The sequence below is a fragment of the Desulfamplus magnetovallimortis genome, from assembly GCF_900170035.1.
Taxonomy (GTDB): domain Bacteria; phylum Desulfobacterota; class Desulfobacteria; order Desulfobacterales; family Desulfobacteraceae; genus Desulfamplus; species Desulfamplus magnetovallimortis.
In genome coordinates this window covers 224416-246293 of sequence record NZ_LT828541.1, presented here as the reverse complement: position 1 = coordinate 246293, position 21878 = coordinate 224416, and the positions used below count along the sequence as shown (strand labels likewise).

Genomic DNA, 21878 nt, shown 5'->3' with positions numbered 1-21878 from the left:
GTGTCAATTTACTGATTTTTTAGGGGCTGGAAAAGCCGGAACCTGAATATATTGATGCCGTCATGATATTTTGTCAAGGTTTGACTATAACGTGGAAAAGGCTATTAAGGAAAAAATGATGACTGACAGGCGTATGTTTTACAGAGGGGTTTTGCTGGTTATTTTTGCTGCGGTGCTTTTCGGAACCACCGGAACATCCCAGGCACTTGCACCGGCAGGAATATCTCCCAAGGTTATTGGCTCTTTCAGGCTTGTCATTGGAGGGCCTGCTCTTCTTCTTATGACGGTCATTTTCAGCAGAGTCAATCCGTTTACATTTCGGCCGCCTCTGCTTCCCACTTTTATTGCAGCCTGCGGGATTGTAATGTTTCAGCTCTGTTTTTTTGAGGCTGTGGCAAAAACAGGTGTTGCACTTGGAACCATCATTGCAATCTGTGTGGCACCTGTTATTGCAGGGCTTTTAAGTGCGATTTTTCAGAAAGAGCAACTCAACCGCATCTGGCTGATCTCATCTCTTCTTGCTGTTTCCGGCTGCATTATGTTGGCAATGGCAGGAGGTGGTGAGTTGAAGATAAACCCAACAGGCATTCTTCTGGCAGCCGGAGCAGGATTTGGGTATGCTGTCTCCCTTGTGGCAAGCAAAGCTGTCATAGCTGACAGGTCTCCTGCTCTTGGAATATCAGTTATTTTATGTACCGGAGCATTGATGGTTTTGCCAGGTCTTTTTTATGAGGATATATCACAGGTGATGACACTTCACGGCATGACAGTTGTGCTCTATCTTGGCCTTGTGGCCACCGCAGGATCATATCTTCTGCTGGCAAAGGGACTTTCCGTGATTCCGGTCTCACGTACGGCAATTATGATGCTTGCAGAACCTTTAACAGGATGTCTTTTGGGGGTACTGCTTCTTGGGGAAGTTTTTACACTTAATGCTGCAATTGGGTCGTTACTTATTTTTGCAGGACTTATAGTTATTTCGGCTGGAGAGTATCGTGCAGCTTCGGAAATATAATTAAGGAATGAGTCTTAAATAAATTGTCCATTTGTTTACTTTGGGGACAGATTTTGAATCTGTCCCCGTTGTTTAAAAGGGACAATGATTTTATGCTCATTCCTAAAATTTTAGGATTTTTATTTTCGGAGTTGATATACTGTTCCAGGTAATTAAATTGGCAGGCAGTGTAGGGGCAATCCCTTGTGGTTGCCCTTCAGAATTGAGAATGCCAAAATATTTTTCTGGAAATCTATAGCAATCATTTTTATGAAGTTACTATGTTTTGGGGCAATTCTCTTTTTAGTTTTCCAGGGTTAGCCCCCATCCAAAGAATTTTTTATACCTGCTTCACCGTAAGTACAGGGCAATGAGCTTCAAGAATGATGAACTGAACATTGGAACCAAAAACAAGTTTGCCAACCCTTGACTCCTTTTTCATTCCGTAAATTATCTCATCAACCTGTTTTTCCTTGGCAAATTTTACAATATCCTCACCAGGGGCAAGTCCTCTTATTAAAACATGGGTTTCGCACTGAATGCCCTTTTTGTCAAATTCATCCTTGTGGTAGTTGAGTTTTTTTTCAATCTCAATAATCTCTTCCTGTTTGGCATCAGATGCACATGTTTTTACAAGATAAGCATATGCACCAGACTCTACAGCCCTCTGCAAAGCCTTTTCCATTACTGTTGTTGTTCTGACATCCTTGTCGTAGCTGACCAAAATTTTCATTATTAAATCCCCTTTTAAGTCAATTGAATGATTAGTTGCTGGTTTGTCAAATCTATAATTCAGGATTCAGATTTTCTTTTAACAAGAGCCAAAAAAATAAGCAAGGCATTACTCCAGTAACACCTTGCTTGGCAGGTCAAAAAATTGTTTTTTTAGCTTTTAACGGTTATAAAACGTCCTCGGTTATATTGTGGCTTCATCCACAATTTCGGCAATATCTTTAACCGGAATCTGTTTTTTTGTTTCCATTATACCGTCATTTAGCATGGTGGCACAGAAGGGGCATGCAGCGCATACGGCTGAAGCTCCGGTATCTACAGCCTCTTTTGCCCTTACATTGTTTATGCGTTCACCAATGGTCTCTTCCATGAACATTCTGGCACCACCTGCACCGCAGCACATACCCCTTGACATGTTTTTCTCCATCTCAAGAATTTTACCGGCAGGGTTCATCTCTGTCAGGATTTTTCTTGGGGCCTCATATATATGGTTCCATCTTCCAAGATAGCATGAGTCATGGAATGTTATATCACCAAATTTTTTGTTGTTGTAACTTAAACGTCCTTTTTTGATAAGCTCCAGCATGTATTCAGTATGGTGAACCACCTTATATGTTGCATCAAATTGGTGATACTCATTTTTGATGATGTTGTAGCAATGGGGGCATCCTGTGAGAATCATGGATGGCTTGTATTGATTAAGAACCTCGGCGTTCTGCATCATCAGCATCTGGGCAAGATATTCATTTCCGGCACGCCTTGCAAGATCTCCATTACAGCTCTCTTCAGGCCCAAGTATGGCAAAGTTAATCCCTGCCTTCTGAAGTACCCTTGCTGTGGCCTGGGCAATTTTTTTGCCTCTGTCATCAAATGAGCCAGCACACCCTACAAAATAGAGAACATCAGCATTGGGCTTATCTGTCATAAGGGAAATACCCATGCCCTTTGCCCAGTCTCCTCTGGTGTCAGCGCTGAAGCCCCATGGGTTTGACTGATTTTCAAGGTTTGTAAATGTCTCCTGCATCTCTGCTGGAAAGCTTGCTTCCATCAATACTCGATGTTTTCGGATCTCAGGGATAAAATCAAGATGCTGGTTGTTCACAGGGCACACATCTTCACATGCACGGCATGTTGTGCATGACCAGATGACTTCTTCTGTAACAGGCGATCCTTCACGGATAATAGGCTCCACTTCGTCCATTTTTTTGGAAATGATTTTATCAGCTTGATCAAAGAGGTCGATTTTAAAATCGTGGATAATCTGTTTTGGAGAAAGTGGTTTGCCAGTAGAGGCCGCAGGACAAAGCTCTTCACATCTTCCGCACTCTGTGCATGCAAAAAGATTTAAAACATTGTGCCAGTTGAACTCACTTACCTTTGAAAGGCCGAAGGTCTCTGCATTTTCATCCTCAATGTCGGTTTTTTTGATGGCCTTTTCAACCTCAAGGGGTTTCATAAAGACATTGGGAGCTGCTGCCAAAAGATGAAGATGCTTGGAACCTGGAATATACATCAGAAAACCAAGGATGGTACCGATATGGATATAGTAGGAGAGTTCATAAAAGAAGATGATTTGCCCTGGTGACAGTGTATCAAGTCCCAGCATTGACATGAGAATTCCGGATACCGGAAAAATACCGAGGTATTCGACAGCTCCTTCTTCAACAGGCATAATCATCTGGAAGGCATTTATGAAATGAAAAGATATGATAATGACGCAGGTAAAAAGTATAATTAGGTTGGCATCCCTGCCCATTGTCAGGTATGGAGGCTTTATTACAACTCTTCTGTAGAGTGCATAGGCAAAGCCGATTAATACAAAAAATGCAAAAATATCGGCAAGGAAGAGATATTTGCTGTAAATAAAGGGGATAAAATGCATTAAATCAAAAGCCGGAATAACCCCTCTTATCATCAGTTCAAGTGAGTGAACCTGGATGGCAAGAAATCCGAAAAAAATCAGTGTATGTGAAATACCGGGAAGCGTCTTTCTGCGTACATTGGATTGTCCCAGTACATCTGTGAAAAGAACCTTGATGCGATCCTTTATGCGGTCAACAGGTTTTTCAAGTTCACCTTCAACTGACATCATGATGGTGTAAAGGTGACGTACCTTGAAAAAGAAATACCTGAAGGCATACACAAGGGCAGCCAGCATAAGTAATGATTTGATAAAATAGTAAAAACCCATAGATATTAATTCCTTTACAGTACAGTAATAAACCCTCGTGATTGCGAGGGCATCATAACTAATCTTGAAAGTCCTTTAAAAAAACAGGCCGTTAAAGTGACTTTCTAATAACGTACATGGCGGATGCCCGCCACAATCGAAGAGATGAAAGTCGTTTTAAAAACAGGCTGTTACCGAGACTTTCATATAAACGGCCATGACAGATCCATCTGCCACAGCGAAGCATGAAAGTCCTATAGATCCTTAAAAGACGGGGACTTTCATATAAACGTACATGGCTGATGACCGCCACAATCGAAGAGATGAAAGTCTTTATGAAAACAGCCATTTGCGGGGACTTTCATATAAAAAAATAATAAAAGCCCCATGGTTTTTTCCAGGGGGCTTTTAATGACCCTGAATGCATGGTACGGATTCAGGATATTTTGATGACATGGTGCTCCAGATAAACAAAGAGAAAAGTCAGAAAATTATTATACTCAAAGATGACACCTGTTTGATATTTTGAGTATTACAGACATTGTTTATCTTAACGCTTCAGTTAGTGCTGGAACAACCTCAAATATATCCCCGACAATACCATAGTCACACTTTGCAAATATTGGGGCATCCTTATCTGTATTGATACCCACAATGATTTTTGATGTTTTCATACCTGCAAAGTGCTGAACCGCACCTGAAACTCCGCAGGCAATATACAGTTTCGGGCTTACTGTCTTTCCGGTCTGTCCAACCTGCATGGAGTGGGGGGCATATCCAGCATCAACGGCAGCTCTCGAAGCTCCCACAGCCGCCCCAAGAAGCGCTGCACACTCCTCAAGCATCTTGTAGTTCTCGGATGCCTTTATTGCCCTTCCTCCGGTGACAATAACCGGAGCTTCGGTGAGATCCAGTTTCTCTGTTCCGCCCTTTTTCACCTCAATAATTTTTACGGTTGAGTTATTTTCAACAGAAGGGGAAAACGATATAACTTCTGCATCCACGGAAGCTTCTGCAGGTTCTATGGCATTTGGTCTTACCGTGGCAAGCATAATACCGCAGTCAAGTTTTATGGTTGCAAATGTTTTACCTGAAAAATGAGATTTTACACCTGTTTTTCCGTCAATATCAACTGAAATGCAGTCAGAAATCATTGGCTCGTCCATGATTGCTGCAACACGGGCAAAAATATCCCGTCCGGTGGCACTGAAAAGACCTAAAAGGGCATCCAGTCCATACTCCTTTGCAGCAGCAGCAAGGGAAGCTGCCTGAAGATCAGGGCTTGCACCAAGGTCACCTGAAGAAGTGATATTTACAATTTTTGATGCTCCGTATGCTGACAGTTCACTTTTTATGGCCTCTGCATCTGCATTCATTACAAAAGCACATACCTCGTTGTCCCCTGATGCCCCCCTTGCAGCCGTAAGAACCCCAAAGTTTGTCTCTTTAACCTTACCGTCTCCAAGTTCAATCAATACACCTGTTTTTGCCATTTTAACATCCCCCTTGAGTTATATCACTTTTTCTTCTTCTTTAAGAATTTTTACAAGTTGTGCAACCTGCTCTGTAACAGAACCTTCCAGCATTTTTGCACCGGATCTTTCAGGTGTTGCCTCAAGTTTCACAAGAACACTCTTTCCGGCTCCTTCATCAATGCCGAGATCGGACAGGGGAATAACATCAATGGGTTTCTTTTTGGCTTTCATGATATCCGGAAATTTTGGGTAACGTGGCTCGTTAAGTCCCTTTGTGGCTCCGATAATACCAGGCAGTGTCATCTCAACAACTTCCCTTTCTCCACTTCCTGTTTCACGCTCCATAACAGCTTTTGAGCCATCAACAGTGAGCTTGGATACCTCGTTTACCACAGGAATCCCCAGGGCAGCCGCAAGTCTGTACTGGGTCTGGAACCCTTCTGTATCCACAGAGCCTTTTCCGGTAAAGATAATATCCGGAGTGCCATCCTTTTCAATTGCAGCCTTAAGAGCCTTGCAGGTAAGTGCGCTGTCAAGGAACTGTCCTTCTGTTTTAACAAGTATGGCCCTATGGGCACCCATTGCCATGGCGCTTCGGATGGTTGCAGTTGCTGCCTCTTTACCAACAGTTACAACAACAACCTCGCCGCCGTTTTTTTCAACCAGGCTTACAGACTCTTCAAGTCCATATTCGTCATAGGGGTTTACAACAAATTTGCATTCTGAATCTTCAAAACCTTGTTCTCCAGCCAGCTTTATGTTGGCTGCCGTGTCTGGAACATGTTTGATACACACACAGATTTTCATGTCAATTTTCCTTTTGAATCCATTTTGGCAACCTCAATTGTTCCGTTTCACACTTTTCGGGATAGATGAACATTTTATTTGGAAGTCACGATCAAGAAAGTGTAAAATTTTTGGGGATTAATATGAGAGAAGCCCATTTTTTTTACAAAAAAGAGGAAGTGTTTCCAGGTTTTCACTTCCTCTTTTTTTTGTTCAGCCCGTTAGACAAGGCATTTGCTATTATATATATTTTTTCTTAATTATTAGCATACTTCAAATGAAAATAGCAAATAATAGTGGCATCCTTATTTTACTGAAAGTGTAAAAAAATAGTAATAATGCCAAATAGTTATGCGTTTGTTTTCTCATTTGTATAGATTTCCAGATAAACATCTTGCATGTAAGAACACCAAGCGCCACGCCCCTACATGCACATCGGAAAATTTAATTATCTGGAATGCTATAGGATAATGCCAAATGGTTATGCTTTTGTTTTCTCATTTTTCGGATCATAAAGCGGCATGGCAACAACCTCTGCCGGACGTTTTTTTCCAAGGATCTCCACTTCAAGCTTTGTTCCGGGAACAGCAAGCTCAGGTGAGACATAACCAAGGGCAATACTTTTGTCAACCCTGTGGCCATAGGCTCCGGCAGATGTAATACCAACCCTTTCATCACCCTTGTATATTCCGTTGTATCCATAGGGGTCTGAATCCTTGACTTCCACAACCATGCAGGCAAGTTTCTGTTTGATGCCTTCTTCTTTCTGTTTTTGAAGAGCTTCCTTGCCAATGAAATCTTTGTCCATCTTTACAGTCCACGCCACATTTGTTTCAAGCGGAGTGTGGTGTCTGTTCATTTCGCATTTCCATGCAAGATATCCCTTTTCTATACGCATTGACTCCATTGCATGCATGCCGAACATCTTGAGATCAAACTCTTTTCCAATTTCCATAAGGTGGTTGAAAAGTGGAATCTGTTGATCAATTGGATGGAAGATTTCAAATCCAAGCTCACCCACATAGTTCATGCGGTTTACACGGCATTTTACACGCCCAACATATAGCTCTTTTGTTGTGCTGAACTTGAACCCTTCGTTGGATACATCACCATGGGATGCCTTTGCCAGAAGGTCGCGGCTTTTTGGGCCTGCAATGACAAGACAGCCCATTTTGTAGGTGAGATCTTCCATTATAACAGAGCCATCAGATGGCAGGTTCTGGATCATCCAGTGCTGGTCATGACGTTTTCCAACACTTGCTGTGACACAGAAATAGTCATTTTCACTGGTGCGTGAAACTGTCATGTCTGTTTTGAACTTTCCATCATTGTCAAGCATCGGAGATAGTGCAAGTCCTCCATCCTTTGCAGGAAGCTTCTGACAGGTCATTTTGTCAAGCCATGCCCTTGCTCCCGGGCCGCTTATGCGTGTTTTTACAAAACGGGTAAGATCAAGAAGCCCTACATTGTTCATTACATGCTTGCACTCTGCATCAACATACTTAAAAGAGTTGTTGCGACGCCAGCTTGGTTTCTCTTTGGTATCTTCTTCGTTATCTGCAAAATAGTTAGGGCACTCCCATCCATAATAGTCTGCAAATGCCCCACCTGCCTGTTTCTGGTATTCATAGATTGGGCTTGTCTTGTTTGGTCTTGCAGCATCTCTCCACTCATTTGGATAGATTATGCTGTAAAGTCTTGGATATGTGTCAGCGATTTTTTCGCGGTTGTATGCCCAGTTGGCATAGGAACCATAACGGCGGCTGTCCATGTTCCACAGATCAATCTCTGGTTCGCCGTTCATTATCCATCCTGCAAGATGGTGACCAATTCCGCCTGCCTGGGTTATACCAAAGCTGTAGCCGCAGGCATGGTAGAAGTTTTTAAGAGGATATGCAGGACCTACAAGGGGATCTCCATTGGGAGTATATGTTATGGGGCCTGCTGTCACATGTTTGAAGCCGGTATCACCAAGAACCGGAAAACGGTGGATACCATGTTCAATGTTTTCTGCAATATTGTCAATGTCGGCATTCAGCTCTGTCTGGGCATAATCCCATGGAACTCCAGTTGCTTTCCACTGTTGACCATATTTTTCGTACATTCCAAGGATCAGGCTGTCCATCTCCTGACGCAGGTAGATGGAGCGGTCAGGGTCACGGACAAGCGGAAGCATTACATCCCTTTCCTCAACAGCATTGATCTTTTCATAGAGAATGTGTGTATGTGCAATGGCAATGGATGGAATTTCAAGACCGACCATCCTTGCAACTTCAGGTGCCCAGAGTCCTGCGGCATTGATAACATTTTCGCATGTTATATCGCCCTTGTCAGTTTTTACAAGCCATTCACCATTGGGTTTCTGCTCAATGGCTGTTACAAGTGTATGAAGATTAAGTTCTGCTCCATATTTTCTTGCACCTGCTGCCATGGCCTGGGTCATGCTGTTGGGGTCAACGTCTCCATCATCAGGCCAGTAGAGTCCACCAAGAAGTCCTTCTGTATTCATCAGGGGGTGAAGCTCTTTCATTTTTGCAGTATCAACCCAGTCAACATCAAGGCCAAGGCACTTGCTCATGGAGTAGAAGTATCCAAGTTCATCCATTCTGTCTTTGTTGTCCGCTGTTCTGATTGAACCTGTAGTGTGCCAGCCCGTTGACTGTCCAGTTTCCTTCTCAAGATTTTTGAAAATCTCGATACTTTTCATGTTTACCTGGGTGCCGTAGTAGCTGGAATGGAAAAAGGAGACATTACCTGCTGCCATCCATGTAGAACCTGATGTCAGCTCATGTTTTTCCACAAGTACAACATCTTTCCATCCATATTTTGCAAGGTGATATGCAATGCTTACACCGATTGCACCGCCACCAATTACAACTGCACGTGCATTAGTTTTCATATTGACTCTCTTCTCCTTTGTTGATGGTGTCATAAAAAGTCCGAAGCAACAATGTAACTGTTGATATATTCAGTTGTGTGTGGGTTATCACTCCTGATATCGGGCTTTTTACAGTTTTTTGTATGAAAGTCTCCGTAAGGGCATGTTTTTAAAACGACTTTCATTCATTCGATTGTGGCGGTGATCCGCCATTTACGTTATATTTTATATGTTGTCAGTTTCAGGAAGCAGAGGTTTCCCTTCCATTTAAAAAATACCTCAATGCCTTGTTCTTTGGTTTTCTTATGTGGGTATCAAAGAAATATGAAAAGCCGCCAGGGTAATAGATCATTACCAGAATCAACAGCATGGCATATATAATGAGGTTAAGTCCAGGCAGGTTTGACAGGGTTGAACGTATGATCTCCATAATGAATATAAATGGAAAAGCAATAACCGCTCCTCCCCAAAGGCTTCCCCTGCCGCCGATATAGGCCACGGCAAGGACTTCTACGGTTTTACTCGTATGCATTACCTCAGGGGTTAAAATGGCATAGTAGTGTGCATAAAAGCCTCCCAGAATTCCAGCCAGCGCACAGGAAAGGGTAAAGTTGAATACTCTGTAGAAAACAGGGTTTATCCCGGATGTTCTTGCAGCATCCATATTCTGTCCAATTGCCTGGAATGCAAGACCTATTTTTGATTTAACCACCCATTTGCATAGAATGTACATTGCCACCAGCAGAATGATTACAAGATAGTAAAAAGGAATATTGGATTCAGTTGCAAACATTCTTGGAACCCTGAGACCAAGAGGCCCCCTTGTTAGCCACACAAGTTTTGTGGCAAGCCCCATAAGGGCAAGGCCAAAGAACCAGGATAGACACGCTGCAAAAATTCCCCTCAACCGAAGTGAAATCATGCCTATGATAAGACCCAGAATGGCAGAGTTGAGTCCGCCGATCAAAATACCGATCCAGGGCGTCAGGCCAAGATTTATTGCAAGAATGGAAGATGTATATCCTCCATAGCCCATAACGGCAGCATAACCAAAGTTTACAATATTGATATAGCCGGCTGTGAAATCAAATCCCACGGACATGGCTGCAATAAATGCTGCATAAATTAGCCATCTTAACAGGTATTCCTGGTTAAATGGCGGAATAAACGGCATTATCAGAAGCAATATTACTCCAAGAAGTCCCACAGGGGTAAAGCCTGTTTTTTCAAGGAAAACATCCAGTGTAGAGATAGATTGATCTCCCTCTTTCAAGATAGATTGATTCCTCTCTTTCGAGAGGGATTGATTCCCCTTTTTTGAGAGCGATTGATTGCTCTCTTTCGAGATGGAAGAATTATTTTCTTTCTCCCTGGATTTTTCAGTATTAACCGGTTGTCTCTTTTGTATGTTTTCCATTTGCACCACCTATTTGTCCAGTACGCCACGGACTTCAGAGCCAAATATTCCGCTGGGTTTAAAGATCAGAATGAGCATGATCAGAGCAGAGGGCACAACAAAATCCCATCCAGCTCCTATATATTCAACTGTAACAACTTTAAGAAGAGCCACCATAAAAGCACCGGCCACTGCACCAAGTATGTTGCCAAGGCCAGATAGGATTACAACAAACCAGGCCATATAGAGGGGTTCAAGTCCCATGGTTGGATATGATGGGTACATAAACAGAAGACTTCCGCCTGCCACACCTGCAAGGGCACAGCTCAGGGCAATTGTAAGCAATACAATGTTTTCAATGTTTATACCCACAATTTGGGCACCTGTTGCATCCTGGGAGACAGCCCTGATGGCTCTTCCTGTCCTTGTATATGTCATGAAAAACCAGAAAAGAAAGACGATAAGTCCAGAGATCAAAAATGCCATTATCCTGTCTCTGGAAATAAATGCTCCTGCAATGGAAACCGGCATACCACCCCAGTAACGAACTATACCTTTGAAGTCTGCACCAAAAATAAGCTGATGAAGGTTTATTAGAAGAACGCTTAAACCCACAGTCAGAAGGAAGGAGTTCATGACCCAGTTGTCTGTGGATCTGCGCCTTAATGGCCCAAATACAAGTTTTTCAGATATGACCCCTGCAATTGCACCTGACACCATGGAGAGCACAATGGCAATCACAGGTCCGATTATAACCAGAAATGAGTCAGGATTCTCCATAATATAGTTGCTGATGGGTGTAAATACGTAAAATGCAGTAAGGGAGCCTATCATGAAATACTCACCATGGGCAAACATGGCAATATTGAGAACTCCCAGCATAAGGGTTAGCCCCGTTGCCACAAGAGCCAGCATGCCGCCTGTTATAATGGTATTGACAAGTACATACGGCCCGCTGTTGATGGTGGCATAAAGAGCCACAGCAATGGATATGGTTATTGTAATCCCAGCGGCTGATTTTGCCCAGTTGGCAATGGCCTTGAAATTAATATACATAGATTGTTTCTCCAGGTTTATTAGAAAGTCTCTATAACATACTGATATACAACGACTTTAATGTTTCGTTGTGATGCGTCAGCAAACATGGTGGTTTATTAGAAAGTCTCCGTAATATACTGACATATAAAGACTTTTATTAGAAAGTCTCCGTAATATACTGACATATAAAGACTTTCATGCATCGTTATGATGTCCTCGCAATCATGAGAGGTGTTATGAAAGTCTCCGTAATAAGTTTTTGTTGAAAAGGGTTAAACCTTATCCGTTGTCCTGCATGGCTTTTACGGGAATCAGACACCAAGAAAGACTTTTTTCACATAGCTGTCATTTGCCACATCACTGCTTTTTCCATCAAGGCCAATCCTCCCGTTTTCAAGTACATATGCTCTGTCAGTAACAGAGAGTGTCTTGTTTACGTTCTGTTCTACAAGCATGATGGTGACGCCATTTTTTATAAGTATATCAAGGGATTCAAAAACAGTTTCTGTCAATTGAGGGGCAAGACCAAAGGATGGTTCATCCACAAGCATCAGGGTGGGTTTGGACATCATACCCCTGCCTATTGCCAGCATCTTTCTCTCGCCACCGCTCATGGTTCCGGCAAGCTGGCTTTTTCTTTCGGCAAGTCTTGGAAAAAGATCATATACAAACTCCATACGATCCTGTTGAGCATTTTTATCCTTGATGGTATAGGCACCCATTAGAAGGTTCTCCTGCACCGACATATTGACAAAAAGATTCATCTCTTCTGAAACAAAGGCTATGCCCTTCTGGGTCACCTCATAGGCAGGAAGTCCTGTGATATCTTCCCCGTTAAAATAGATTTTACCCCCCATGGGCTTTAAAAGACCGGAAATGGACTTCATTGTGGTGCTTTTTCCAGCGCCATTCGGCCCGACAATGCATACATACTCCCCAGTATCCACTTGCAGGGAGACCTTGCGCAGTATCTGCAGGTATCCATAGCCTGCATCAAGTTCTTTTACTTCAAGCAGCATCATATCTCCAATTAGTTAGTGTTCCTTCAAGGCTTGATTGTCGTGTAGAGAAATCCTTGAGCCTTTTAACGGTTTGAAAAACTCCCGACAGTTTAGACTTGAAAAAGCATTAGTTGTCTTCTGCAACAAGTTCTTCAGCTTTGTTCTTTTCATCCGTGTTGCTTCCAAGATAAGCTTTTGTAACTTTTGGGTCGTTGGCTACTTCGTCTTTGGGGCCTTCAGCTATTTTTGTTCCAAACTGAATACAAAGCAGACGGTTGCACACGGCCATTATCAACTGCATGATATGTTCAACCATGAGTATGGATATACCCTGGCCTGTTATTTTCCGGATGATCTTCATTATATCCAGAAGCTCTCCCTCGCTCAGTCCAGATGCCATTTCGTCCATGAAAAGAACTTTTGGGTTGCTTGCAAGCGCCCTTGCAAGATCCAGTCGTTTGAGCTGAACAGTATTGAGCTGTTCGGAAATAACGTCTTCTGACATGGGAAATTCAACAAATTCAAGCATCTTTCTGCTGTGGGCCACAGGATCTTTGATTGTCCCTGGCGGGTTGCCAAAAACTGTTGCAGTCATGACGCTCTCTATGGCGCTCATTTTGGGAAAGGGGCTTGGGATCTGAAATGTACGGGAGATTCCTTTGCGGCACATTTTTTCGGGAGGAAGTCCGGTGGTGTTTTCTCCAAAAAAAATGACATCGCCGGAAGTGGGTGGGTTAAGACCTGTAATGGCATTGATAAAGGTTGTTTTTCCTGCACCATTTGGGCCGATAAGACCCATTACATCTCCCTTGTACAGGGTCATGGAGACTGCATTAACTGCTGTCAGTCCACCAAACTGTTTGGTTAGGTTTTTGGTTTCCAGTACAATCATTATATTTGCAGTGTCCTTCATTTATTGTGGTATTGTAGTGCTTTGTCAAAGCTTAATTTTAGTCTTGACAAGCAGTAGGTTTTGCAGAGCAGAGCCAGGGGATGCCTGACTCTGCAAAAAATCAGGTAACTGAAAGTGACAACAGATTACTTTTTAGGCTCAAAATCCTTAACTTTCCATGAATCAGGATAGATTATAGAGGCTTTGCCCTCTTTATATTGAAGGATTGGGAAAAAATATGCATCACTTGCAACAACCATATCAGGCATTGTCTCTGCGTTATAACGATATTCGTTCATGATAACAGCACCATCTTTACGGCCATATGTGAGTTTGCCGGTATTTACCTCTTCCACCATGGTTTTGTGAATTGTTTCTTTGTTCAACTCTCCATATTTCTCATGGGTTTTGTTCAGAAGTTTGATGAACATATTGATGCCGTCATATGAGAGTCCTCCGGCAGAGGGGCTTGGGTTAAACCCAAATTTTGCATTAACATCTTTGGCCCACTGCTGGGCTTCAGGAGTTGTCAACTGGGGAATACTGTCAAGAACATAATCAGAGCTTCTGCCTGTCATTTTGTACCAGTCACCTATCCAGCCAAGGCCTGATGCCACAAGTGTGCTTTTAAGACCAACTTCTGAAAACTGCTTTACAAATGCAGTTAAAGCAGGTGGAGATGCAGATGTTCCGCAAAGAAGCTCAACACCTGCTTTTTTATATTTGCTCAAAAGGGGATAAAAGTCAGTTTGTGTGATTGGAAAATACTCTTCAGAATAGATCTCCCATCCACTGTCAACAAGTGCTTGTTTGTAAGCGCCGCCGGCACTTCTGCCCCAGTCTGTATCTTCTCCGTAGATTGCTGCAAGTTTCTTTGCTGGCTTCCAGGTGCCATTTTCAATTGCTGCATTGAGGCACTCAATGTAATTACCTTCAAGCTTGGCAGGTACAGGCCAGCCTTTTCCGCCCCAATAGCTGTATTTTTCAGGATCTGCAAGCCATTTTTCATTTACAACTTCACTTGCGCCAAATCCGAACATGTGGGGAATCTTGTACTGGGCTGCAACATCCATTACTGCCACGGCAACAGAGCTGTGCCAGTTTAAAACACCTGCCTGGATTCCTTTCCCCTCCACAGCTTCTGCATATGCACTGGATGCTTTTGCAGGATCAGACTGGGAATCCACCCATACAACTTCAATCTTGTAATCACCCACTGTGGAGTCTATCTTTTCCATTGCCATCTCAACAGATGCCTGGAACTCTTTTCCTGTCTGGGCAGAAGGGCCTGTAAACGGTCCCAGTACTCCAATTTTAAGGGTTTTGTCTGCAGCGAATGTTGTTCCTCCAATGATGAGCAACGATGCAACTGCAAAAGCTATAAACGATAAGCGTCTTCCTGTTTTCATAAACAACTCCTCCAAAAAAAGATAATATTATTCCGGTTAATCTCCTGATCCCTGACTTTTTTGTCAAAAATGACAGACAAGTTTAAAAAGCTTGCGACAACCGGGTTCCCGCCCTGATAACAGTTCTATTCTCGATAAACTCTTCGGTACCCTTAATGCAATAAATAAACCATTTCATAAAAAAAGAGGGGAGAATTTAATGAATGGCATTATAATGAATGGAAAGTCTTATGAATATTGCAGAACCGTTTTTAAATTTTTTTTATATTATAAAATGCAATAGCATGAGATTTGCTTTTGATGTCAAAAAGTTTTTACATTATATGTAAAAATATTTAAGTATTTATGTCAAAATATTTTACATGTTCAATTTTACACCTGCGGATTTTGGCATCTTTCATTTGTCGGTTTACACTTTTTTTGAACCATGATTTTCATGATTAAGGGATTACCTTGATTTTTAGGCATCCTTCATTTATCGGATTACACTTTTTGAGGCTTATTCTTTTGTCTGAATCACGGATTAAACGGATTAAAAGATTACACTGATTGAAAAAATCTGTGTAATCAGCGTAATCTGTGGCAATCCGTGATTCAGATAATTAAAGAAAAGTGTAAACTACTTTTAAGCTGATATGAAGGATGCCGATTTTTAATCGTGTTAATCCTTAAATTCTTTAATCATGGTTCAGAATTTTTCGAAAAGTGTAAACTTATTTTGAGTTGATATGAAGGATGCTTTGATTTTCAGATATAATCAACCCTCTTCAGGTTATATTTTTTCATTTTATAGTATAGCAACTGGCGTGAAATCCCCAGATTTTTTGCAGCTCTTGCAATGTTGCCATTTGTGCCTGAAAGTGTTGCATGTACAAGTTTTTTTTCCTGTTCATCCCTGCTGTGAAAAAGGTTATTTTTAGGGATATCCATATTGTTTCTGTATTCGTTAAGATCTTGCTTTGTTTTAACACCACTCTGAATATTAGTAATAGATGTGTTGGCGCTATATTCTCTTGTGGTGGCATCTTTGTTATTGTTGTCATCCATAAAAGGGGCAAGAGGGAGTGTGGCTTTTTGATCTGGCTTGTCTGGATGAATGGTGTTTATGTTAAATTCATTCTCTCTATCTGGTCTTGTGACGATATTTTCCGATGTTTTGTTGCGGTATTGTCGGGAAGATGGCGAATTGCCCAATGTGCCGGAGAAAGCGGTGTTGTTGACAGACCAGTTTGAAAAATGCGACTGAAGGTGTTTCATGCTTATTACAGTATCGTTTCCAACAATATTCATGGCACCTTCAATAACATGTTCAAGTTCACGGACATTGCCTGGCCAGTTGTATATTTTAAAGAGATCCAGGATATCGTTAGAGACCCTTTCTACATCTCTTCCAAGAATTCTGTTGTGTTTTGCAATGAAATGTGAAACCAGAAGTTCAATATCGCCAATTCGCCTTGCAAGAGGTACAATATGTATAAAAACAACACCAAGGCGATAAAAAAGATCCGATCGGAGAGTGCCGTTATTTATGGCTGTGTAAGGGTCTGTGTTCACTGAGCTTACAATCTTAACATTGATTTCAATCTCTTTAAGTGCACCGACTCTGCGTACCCTGCGCTCCTGAAGAACCCTTAGGATCTTGCTTTGAAGCCCCACAGGCATTGAGTTGATCTCATCCAGAAAAATTGTGCCCCCGTTGGTTCTTTCAAATAGTCCTGCTTTGTTTAATGCTCCTGTAAATGCTCCTTTAGATGTGCCAAACAGGATTCCTTCGAGAAGATTTTCAGGAATTGCAGCGCAGTTTACAGGGGTATATTTGCTGTTGCTTCGGATACTGTGGTTGTGGATTGCCCTTGCAAAAAGTTCTTTGCCTGTGCCAGTCTCACCATAAAGCATTACAGGAGAAGGTGTATTTGCAGCCATTCTTGCAGAATCAATGGCTTTGATCAATTCAGGATCATTGCCTATTATGCTTTCAAAGAAAATATCGTCTTCAAATATATTCTTGGGTACCGGCATATCTTCAATTGTTTCTGTCAGCAGGTTGTAGTCCCTGATAAAGCATATTGCCCCGATCAATATACCCTCTCTGCTCAGGGGAAAAGCACTGTGAATTGTATTGGCAAATTTACCCATGCGGGTGCGGTAATAAATTGGTTCGTCAATAATCGGCTGCCTTTTTTTAAGGCAGCGCATGATAATGCTTTTTTCTTCTGTAAGATGATAGACATCTGTAATTTTTTTAAATAAAACTTCCTCTGGTTTTAACTCATCAATGCGTGACATGGCGGTGTTATAATATATGATGAGACCATCGACATTTGTCAGAATAACACCTTCACTGAATTTATCAAATACAGATAAAAAATCTGCATTGTTAAAAGTATTCTGGTACTCTTTATGTTTCGCATTGTCAGGGTGAACCATGGGAAAGCCCTTTTTTCAAGGTTAGAAGGGTACACTTAGTTCTATTTTGCTTTGCTCAGCGCTTCGGTTAATGCCGGTATCACATCAAACAGATCACCTTCGATAAAATAATCGCAATTTGCCATGATTGCTGCATTGGGATTGTTATTAATCGCAATGATCATGCCTGACATTTTCATTCCTGCAAAGTGCTGCACCGATCCCGACAGCCCACAGGCAATATAGACCCTGGGGCTTACTTTTTCCCCTGTTTGTCCCACCTGCATACTGTAGGGCACCCATCCAAGATCAACTGCAACCCTTGATGCGCCAACCTTTGCACCAAGATATCGGGCGCATTGGTGAAGCAATTTGAAGTTTTCGCCGTTTTGCATACCTCTCCCGCCTGAAATAATAACATCAGCTTCAAGCAGATCACCATCAGAATTGTCACCCGGTCTGCTTTCAAGAAGAGTTATTTTCCCGCAGTCAGGTTCATTTTTATGGGCATTGGAATATGTAACAGTAAACATAGATGCGGAGACCGGAGCAGGAGCCGGTTCTATTACATTGGGGCGGATTCCATATATCCTGATATCGCCTTTAACCTTTATTGTGGCAAGGGTTTTTCCCGAGTAGAGATAGTTCTGCACTATCCCTTCACTGCAGTTGACCTCAATGCAGTCCATGACAAGTGGAGCATCAAGCTTTGCCGCGATGCGGGGCAGAAGTTCACGGCCCATGGGTGTTGTGAGTCCGAAAAGCTCAGAAATGCCATGTATTTGCATTGCCTCCATAACTGCCTGTGACCATATGACCGGATTCCAGCCGGCCTGTGATCCCGACTCTTTGCAAGTCCCGATCTCGGGCAGGCAGATATCCACAATATTGTGGATACCGTGGGCTTCAAGTGCCTCTTTATGAACTTGAGCATCTTCGTTGATTACAAATGCATACAGGGAGTCTCCTCCGCCATTTCGGGCGCAGGCAATCATTCCGTAACTGGCATCCTTTACAGCGCCATTTTTGAATTCAATTATTATTCCGGTTTTTTTCATGTGTACAGGCAAAGTCCTTATCCTTGAAGTTCTCCATAATACAAGGCGTCTTGGCTGTTGTGTGTACAGGCAAGCCCTTATCCTTGAATTTTTTTCTCTTATTTCACTGCTTCCTGGAAAATGGGATACACAAAAACATTTCTATGGATTTCTATATAAATAACTTTTTTGTAAGGTCACGGAGCGCCGTACTCCTAACATTCATACTGGAAAATATATTAATCTGGAATGCTATATTTTTGCTTATCCAGGTTGGGGCATTAAATAATTTTGGCCTCTTCTTTGAGAATTTTTACAAGGCTAGTGATTTTTTGTGAAAGGTCACCCTTTATCTCTTCAGGTGTTCGTTTTCCTGCAAAAAGTTTTAACTCAATGATTTCTGTGGAAGCTTGGGGTTTATCAATATTAAGTTCATTTTTGGAAACAGATAGGATCTGCTTTTTTTTGGCTTTTACCACATCGGGAAATGTTGGATAAGCCGGAGAGTTCAGGCCGCGTCCAGCACCCAGAACACATGGCAGTGAAAGCTGATAGAGATCACGGCCCGAGGCTTCTGTCAATGTTTCCACCTCAACACTGTTGTTTGTTATGTCAGGGGTGAATTTCACAACATTGTTTGCAACCGGAAATCCAAAGTTTGCCCCAAGGCGAAACATTGTCTGCATGCCTGCCATATCAATGGATTCCCTGCCTGTAAAAATAATACCCGGAACCCCATCCTTTTCAATGGCAGCTTTCAACAGACGGGCTGTGGTTATGCTATCTTCAATTTTTTCTGTTTCTATAAGAATGCCTCTGTCAGCACCCATGGCCATGGCAGAGCGAAGAGTCTTTTCTGCATCCTTTTTGCCAAGGGATACCACAATGACCTCGGTATCATCATCTGTACCACATAGAGACGTTTTCTCATTCAGGTATTTTTTGAAGGATACCGCCTCTGTAACAGCATATTCATCATAGGGATTTAGAAGTAATGTTACATTGTCATCTATATGTTTGCTGTCCTTTAGGGCAATATTTGCTGCGGAATCTGGTACATGTTTTACACAGACATATATTTTCATCTCTGCAATCCTGCATTGGTTCATAAAAGGTTTTGGGTAGTGTCATAAAAGTGTTGATATCTTTTTGTGAAAGCCCTGCTGAATCAAGGTTTGTGAAGAGCTCATCAACATATTTGGGACACCACCAGGTTTTGATTGTCTGCAAATATGGAAAAGGGGTTTGCTGAAAAACAACAAACCCCTCCATTTTTTAAACTAATTAAAACAAGGTAGCCCGATGGCTTTTTTTTGGATAAGAAAGCTCTCCACTCGCTTCATTACGGAAAAAAAGATTATCAGGCTGCCTCTTTGCGGTCATGATTATTATCCATTTACAGAGAAGCTTGAGTTGTAGTTGATCTCTCTTTTACGTGAGAAAAAGCCTACATTCATTGTGCGTCCGGTGTACTGATATGTAAACTGGAAAGGCTCCTTGTCATGATCAAGACCTTTTTCACATGCATCAATAAGCTCTGCCATCATACGACCTACAACAGGTGCGTTCTTATACTGATTGCCGCTGGTACCGATTGCCATGTAGAAACCGCCAAGATCAGACTTGTCATATATTGGAATCCAGTCATCAGAGCAGTCATAAAGATCAACAACACCCTTTGGCTGGTTAGGTACCTGAAGTGATGGAATGCGTTTTCCAAGTCTGTAGCACTGTGCTTTCCACTGGGGTTCTGTGAGCTGGTTATCCCTGCCGGTTCCACCTTTGCCTGCATAGAACTCATCTGGATCTACCCACTCTTGTGGGTCACACTCGGGATCTTCGCTTCCGATGAGAAAGGTGTTGCCAACTTCCGGGCGAACATAGCATCCAATATCTCCATCAGACATGTGATAACCATCATTGAGATAATCATACCCTTCAGGGGATGGGCAGTACATTACTTCGTGACGAAGGGATTTTGTCTTTATGTTGCAGCCTTCCCATACGCCTTCTGCCATCTTGTTGATTTTAAAGGAGTGAGGTCCGCCAACATTGACAACAACAGGAGCATCAATCTGGGTTCCATCTTTAAGTGTGATTCCCACAACTTTTCCATCCTGGCTTCTGATATCCACAACCTCTGCGTTGAAGATGAACTCTCCGCCCTTTGCTTCGGCAGCTCTCATGATATTATGGGCAGAAAGGGCAGGGTCGTTTACATATCCACCTTCGGGGCAGAAGATTCCGCCTTCAAGCATCTCTGTTGGCTCATCGTAAAATGTGGGATCTTCAGGACGTCTTACCGGCCAGTATTTATGAAGATCAATTGGGGGAACCATCTCCTTGATTTTGTCGTTATCAACTTCTTCATATTTTACGCCAACAGCATCGTAATTCTTTTTAACTTTTTTCCAGTCATGGCCTTCTGATTTAATAAGAAGAGAGCCTGTATTCATATATTTGGCAAGACCTTTTTCATCTTTGACGTTATCAAGATAATTTTCCCAGTCCAGCCAGTATTTGAAGCCTTCATATGCCATGGCAACACCGTCTTCTGTGGAGTAATGCGCTCTTACAATTGCACAGGAACCAGCAGTTGAACCTTCTCCTGCATCAGGAAGTTTATCCACATTAAGGGTCTTGTAGCCCATTTTACAAAGTTCGTAGGCAATGGGACAACCAATTACACCTGCACCAATGATAATAGCATCATATTTTTTGTTCATTTTTAAAATTTCTCCTTAAAATCCCGTCAGCCATAAGTTCCCAATAATAACCACTTGTATGTAATATTTTAAAAAAACACCCCACAGATGCTATTTTTTGAGAACTTACAACGTTTGAGTTTAAATATATTTTTTACAAACTGGCTATCCATGAGGAAAATTTTTCTTCTCCTGCCGGTTTTAATCCAAATTCTGCTCCTGCATCCATGATTGCGTGAACCATATCTTTGCCATAACCTCGGGATGCAGTGAAGAGAACACCTGATTTTGCACCATCTTTGCTCAATGTGATGATCTGGCAGGGCACATGGGACATGGGGCCCTGAAAAAGAAACGGTGCTTTCCTTGCAGGATCCGTAAAATCCAGGGAAGAGAGTTTTTCAAGAATTGAAAAGACTTCCTTTCCGATAATTGCAAGACACATCCCAACTTCCGTAGTCTCTGTATAAGCAGACTCTTTAGGTATTTCCGGTTTATGACCATCAAGACAGAAGACTGATGCCTGAATCCGGTTCATGCGGTTGATCAGGACATTATCTTTAAGGACTGACTCCCCTGGCACTTCTGGTATGGTTACTCCAAAGGGTGTAATTGCTCCCACATTGGCATCCTGCACATCCAGACGGGTCATGTGACTCAGGTCAACAAGGTGGGGACCTTTCCCTTCACCTTCATATTCAAGTACCACTTTCCAGTTATCCCTCACTTCACTTCTTTTGGCTGAAGCCTTGAAGGAAACTGGTGAATATCGTCTAATTTCTACCATTTTTTTATCCCTTGATTTTCCTTTCCGTTATCCCTTTTTTCGGGCCTTTTCTGATCCTGTTTTTATTCCGTCAGCTATTTTTACATTTTTAGGAATTGATTTTTAATAACTTGCCCATTCACCTCGCCCCCTGCCACATTTTACAGACTTTGGGATGGGACGTTCGGGTAAG

Annotated in this window: 16 protein-coding genes; 1 reads left to right on the top strand and 15 read right to left on the bottom strand. The window is 42.2% G+C overall.

Going from position 1 to position 21878, the window contains the following annotated elements; all coding sequences use genetic code 11:
• The first annotated feature begins 115 nt into the window (after positions 1–115).
• Positions 116–1015, top strand: a complete 900-nt coding sequence (locus MTBBW1_RS05265; protein ID WP_080800238.1) for a DMT family transporter — start codon at positions 116–118, stop codon at positions 1013–1015.
• A gap of 319 nt (positions 1016–1334) precedes the next feature.
• Here MTBBW1_RS05265 and MTBBW1_RS05260 read toward each other — a convergent pair whose 3' ends face one another.
• From MTBBW1_RS05260 to MTBBW1_RS05190, 15 genes are all read right to left on the bottom strand, one after another.
• The gene (locus tag MTBBW1_RS05260; protein WP_080800236.1) at positions 1335–1727 is read right to left on the bottom strand and encodes a universal stress protein; all 393 of its coding nucleotides are present in this window, start codon (positions 1725–1727) and stop codon (positions 1335–1337) included.
• Positions 1728–1910: 183 nt separating this feature from the next.
• On the bottom strand, positions 1911–3917 hold the full coding sequence (locus tag MTBBW1_RS05255) for a (Fe-S)-binding protein (protein ID WP_080800234.1): 2007 nt from the start codon (positions 3915–3917) through the stop codon (positions 1911–1913).
• A 524-nt stretch (positions 3918–4441) separates the two neighbouring features.
• Positions 4442–5389: an electron transfer flavoprotein subunit alpha/FixB family protein gene (locus MTBBW1_RS05250; protein WP_080800232.1), complete on the bottom strand. Its 948-nt coding sequence runs from the start codon at positions 5387–5389 to the stop codon at positions 4442–4444.
• A gap of 18 nt (positions 5390–5407) precedes the next feature.
• Complete coding sequence (locus MTBBW1_RS05245) at positions 5408–6178, bottom strand: electron transfer flavoprotein subunit beta/FixA family protein (RefSeq protein WP_080800229.1); 771 nt, start codon at positions 6176–6178, stop codon at positions 5408–5410.
• Between the two features lie 460 nt (positions 6179–6638).
• The gene (locus tag MTBBW1_RS05240) at positions 6639–9056 is read right to left on the bottom strand and encodes a GcvT family protein (protein ID WP_186441093.1); all 2418 of its coding nucleotides are present in this window, start codon (positions 9054–9056) and stop codon (positions 6639–6641) included.
• A gap of 220 nt (positions 9057–9276) precedes the next feature.
• Positions 9277–10452, bottom strand: coding sequence for a branched-chain amino acid ABC transporter permease (locus MTBBW1_RS05235; RefSeq protein ID WP_080800223.1), 1176 nt, complete (start codon positions 10450–10452; stop codon positions 9277–9279).
• Between the two features lie 9 nt (positions 10453–10461).
• Positions 10462–11487 (bottom strand): branched-chain amino acid ABC transporter permease, encoded by a 1026-nt coding sequence (locus MTBBW1_RS05230; RefSeq protein WP_080800221.1) that lies wholly within the window; start codon positions 11485–11487, stop codon positions 10462–10464.
• Between the two features lie 293 nt (positions 11488–11780).
• A complete protein-coding gene (locus tag MTBBW1_RS05225; RefSeq protein WP_245809269.1) occupies positions 11781–12491 on the bottom strand; it encodes an ABC transporter ATP-binding protein in 711 nt (236 codons plus the stop codon).
• A gap of 106 nt (positions 12492–12597) precedes the next feature.
• Positions 12598–13362 (bottom strand): ABC transporter ATP-binding protein, encoded by a 765-nt coding sequence (locus MTBBW1_RS05220; RefSeq protein ID WP_080800215.1) that lies wholly within the window; start codon positions 13360–13362, stop codon positions 12598–12600.
• A 146-nt stretch (positions 13363–13508) separates the two neighbouring features.
• Entirely contained in the window at positions 13509–14771 is a 1263-nt protein-coding gene (locus MTBBW1_RS05215; protein ID WP_080800212.1) for an ABC transporter substrate-binding protein, read from the bottom strand.
• A 747-nt stretch (positions 14772–15518) separates the two neighbouring features.
• Positions 15519–17198, bottom strand: coding sequence for a sigma-54 interaction domain-containing protein (locus MTBBW1_RS05210; RefSeq protein WP_080800209.1), 1680 nt, complete (start codon positions 17196–17198; stop codon positions 15519–15521).
• 41 nt (positions 17199–17239) lie between these two features.
• Complete coding sequence (locus tag MTBBW1_RS05205) at positions 17240–18235, bottom strand: electron transfer flavoprotein subunit alpha/FixB family protein (protein WP_080800206.1); 996 nt, start codon at positions 18233–18235, stop codon at positions 17240–17242.
• A 260-nt stretch (positions 18236–18495) separates the two neighbouring features.
• The gene (locus MTBBW1_RS05200; protein WP_080800203.1) at positions 18496–19299 is read right to left on the bottom strand and encodes an electron transfer flavoprotein subunit beta/FixA family protein; all 804 of its coding nucleotides are present in this window, start codon (positions 19297–19299) and stop codon (positions 18496–18498) included.
• A gap of 303 nt (positions 19300–19602) precedes the next feature.
• Positions 19603–20940 carry an NAD(P)/FAD-dependent oxidoreductase gene (locus MTBBW1_RS05195; RefSeq protein WP_080800198.1) on the bottom strand — a complete coding sequence of 446 codons (1338 nt, stop codon included), beginning with the start codon at positions 20938–20940 and terminating at the stop codon, positions 19603–19605.
• A gap of 133 nt (positions 20941–21073) precedes the next feature.
• Positions 21074–21706 (bottom strand): aminomethyltransferase family protein, encoded by a 633-nt coding sequence (locus MTBBW1_RS05190; RefSeq protein ID WP_080800195.1) that lies wholly within the window; start codon positions 21704–21706, stop codon positions 21074–21076.
• Positions 21707–21878: the final 172 nt, after the last annotated feature.

Bases quoted from the DNA above. Each gene is read 5' to 3' on its own strand.
- MTBBW1_RS05265 (WP_080800238.1), top strand. From the start codon at position 116: ATGATGACTGACAGGCGTATGTTTTACAGAGGGGTTTTGCTGGTTATT.
- MTBBW1_RS05260 (WP_080800236.1), bottom strand. From the start codon at position 1,727: ATGAAAATTTTGGTCAGCTACGACAAGGATGTCAGAACAACAACAGTA.
- MTBBW1_RS05255 (WP_080800234.1), bottom strand. From the start codon at position 3,917: ATGGGTTTTTACTATTTTATCAAATCATTACTTATGCTGGCTGCCCTT.
- MTBBW1_RS05250 (WP_080800232.1), bottom strand. From the start codon at position 5,389: ATGGCAAAAACAGGTGTATTGATTGAACTTGGAGACGGTAAGGTTAAA.
- MTBBW1_RS05245 (WP_080800229.1), bottom strand. From the start codon at position 6,178: ATGAAAATCTGTGTGTGTATCAAACATGTTCCAGACACGGCAGCCAAC.
- MTBBW1_RS05240 (WP_186441093.1), bottom strand. From the start codon at position 9,056: ATGAAAACTAATGCACGTGCAGTTGTAATTGGTGGCGGTGCAATCGGT.
- MTBBW1_RS05235 (WP_080800223.1), bottom strand. From the start codon at position 10,452: ATGGAAAACATACAAAAGAGACAACCGGTTAATACTGAAAAATCCAGG.
- MTBBW1_RS05230 (WP_080800221.1), bottom strand. From the start codon at position 11,487: ATGTATATTAATTTCAAGGCCATTGCCAACTGGGCAAAATCAGCCGCT.
- MTBBW1_RS05225 (WP_245809269.1), bottom strand. From the start codon at position 12,491: ATGATGCTGCTTGAAGTAAAAGAACTTGATGCAGGCTATGGATACCTG.
- MTBBW1_RS05220 (WP_080800215.1), bottom strand. From the start codon at position 13,362: ATGATTGTACTGGAAACCAAAAACCTAACCAAACAGTTTGGTGGACTG.
- MTBBW1_RS05215 (WP_080800212.1), bottom strand. From the start codon at position 14,771: ATGAAAACAGGAAGACGCTTATCGTTTATAGCTTTTGCAGTTGCATCG.
- MTBBW1_RS05210 (WP_080800209.1), bottom strand. From the start codon at position 17,198: ATGGTTCACCCTGACAATGCGAAACATAAAGAGTACCAGAATACTTTT.
- MTBBW1_RS05205 (WP_080800206.1), bottom strand. From the start codon at position 18,235: ATGAAAAAAACCGGAATAATAATTGAATTCAAAAATGGCGCTGTAAAG.
- MTBBW1_RS05200 (WP_080800203.1), bottom strand. From the start codon at position 19,299: ATGAAAATATATGTCTGTGTAAAACATGTACCAGATTCCGCAGCAAAT.
- MTBBW1_RS05195 (WP_080800198.1), bottom strand. From the start codon at position 20,940: ATGAACAAAAAATATGATGCTATTATCATTGGTGCAGGTGTAATTGGT.
- MTBBW1_RS05190 (WP_080800195.1), bottom strand. From the start codon at position 21,706: ATGGTAGAAATTAGACGATATTCACCAGTTTCCTTCAAGGCTTCAGCC.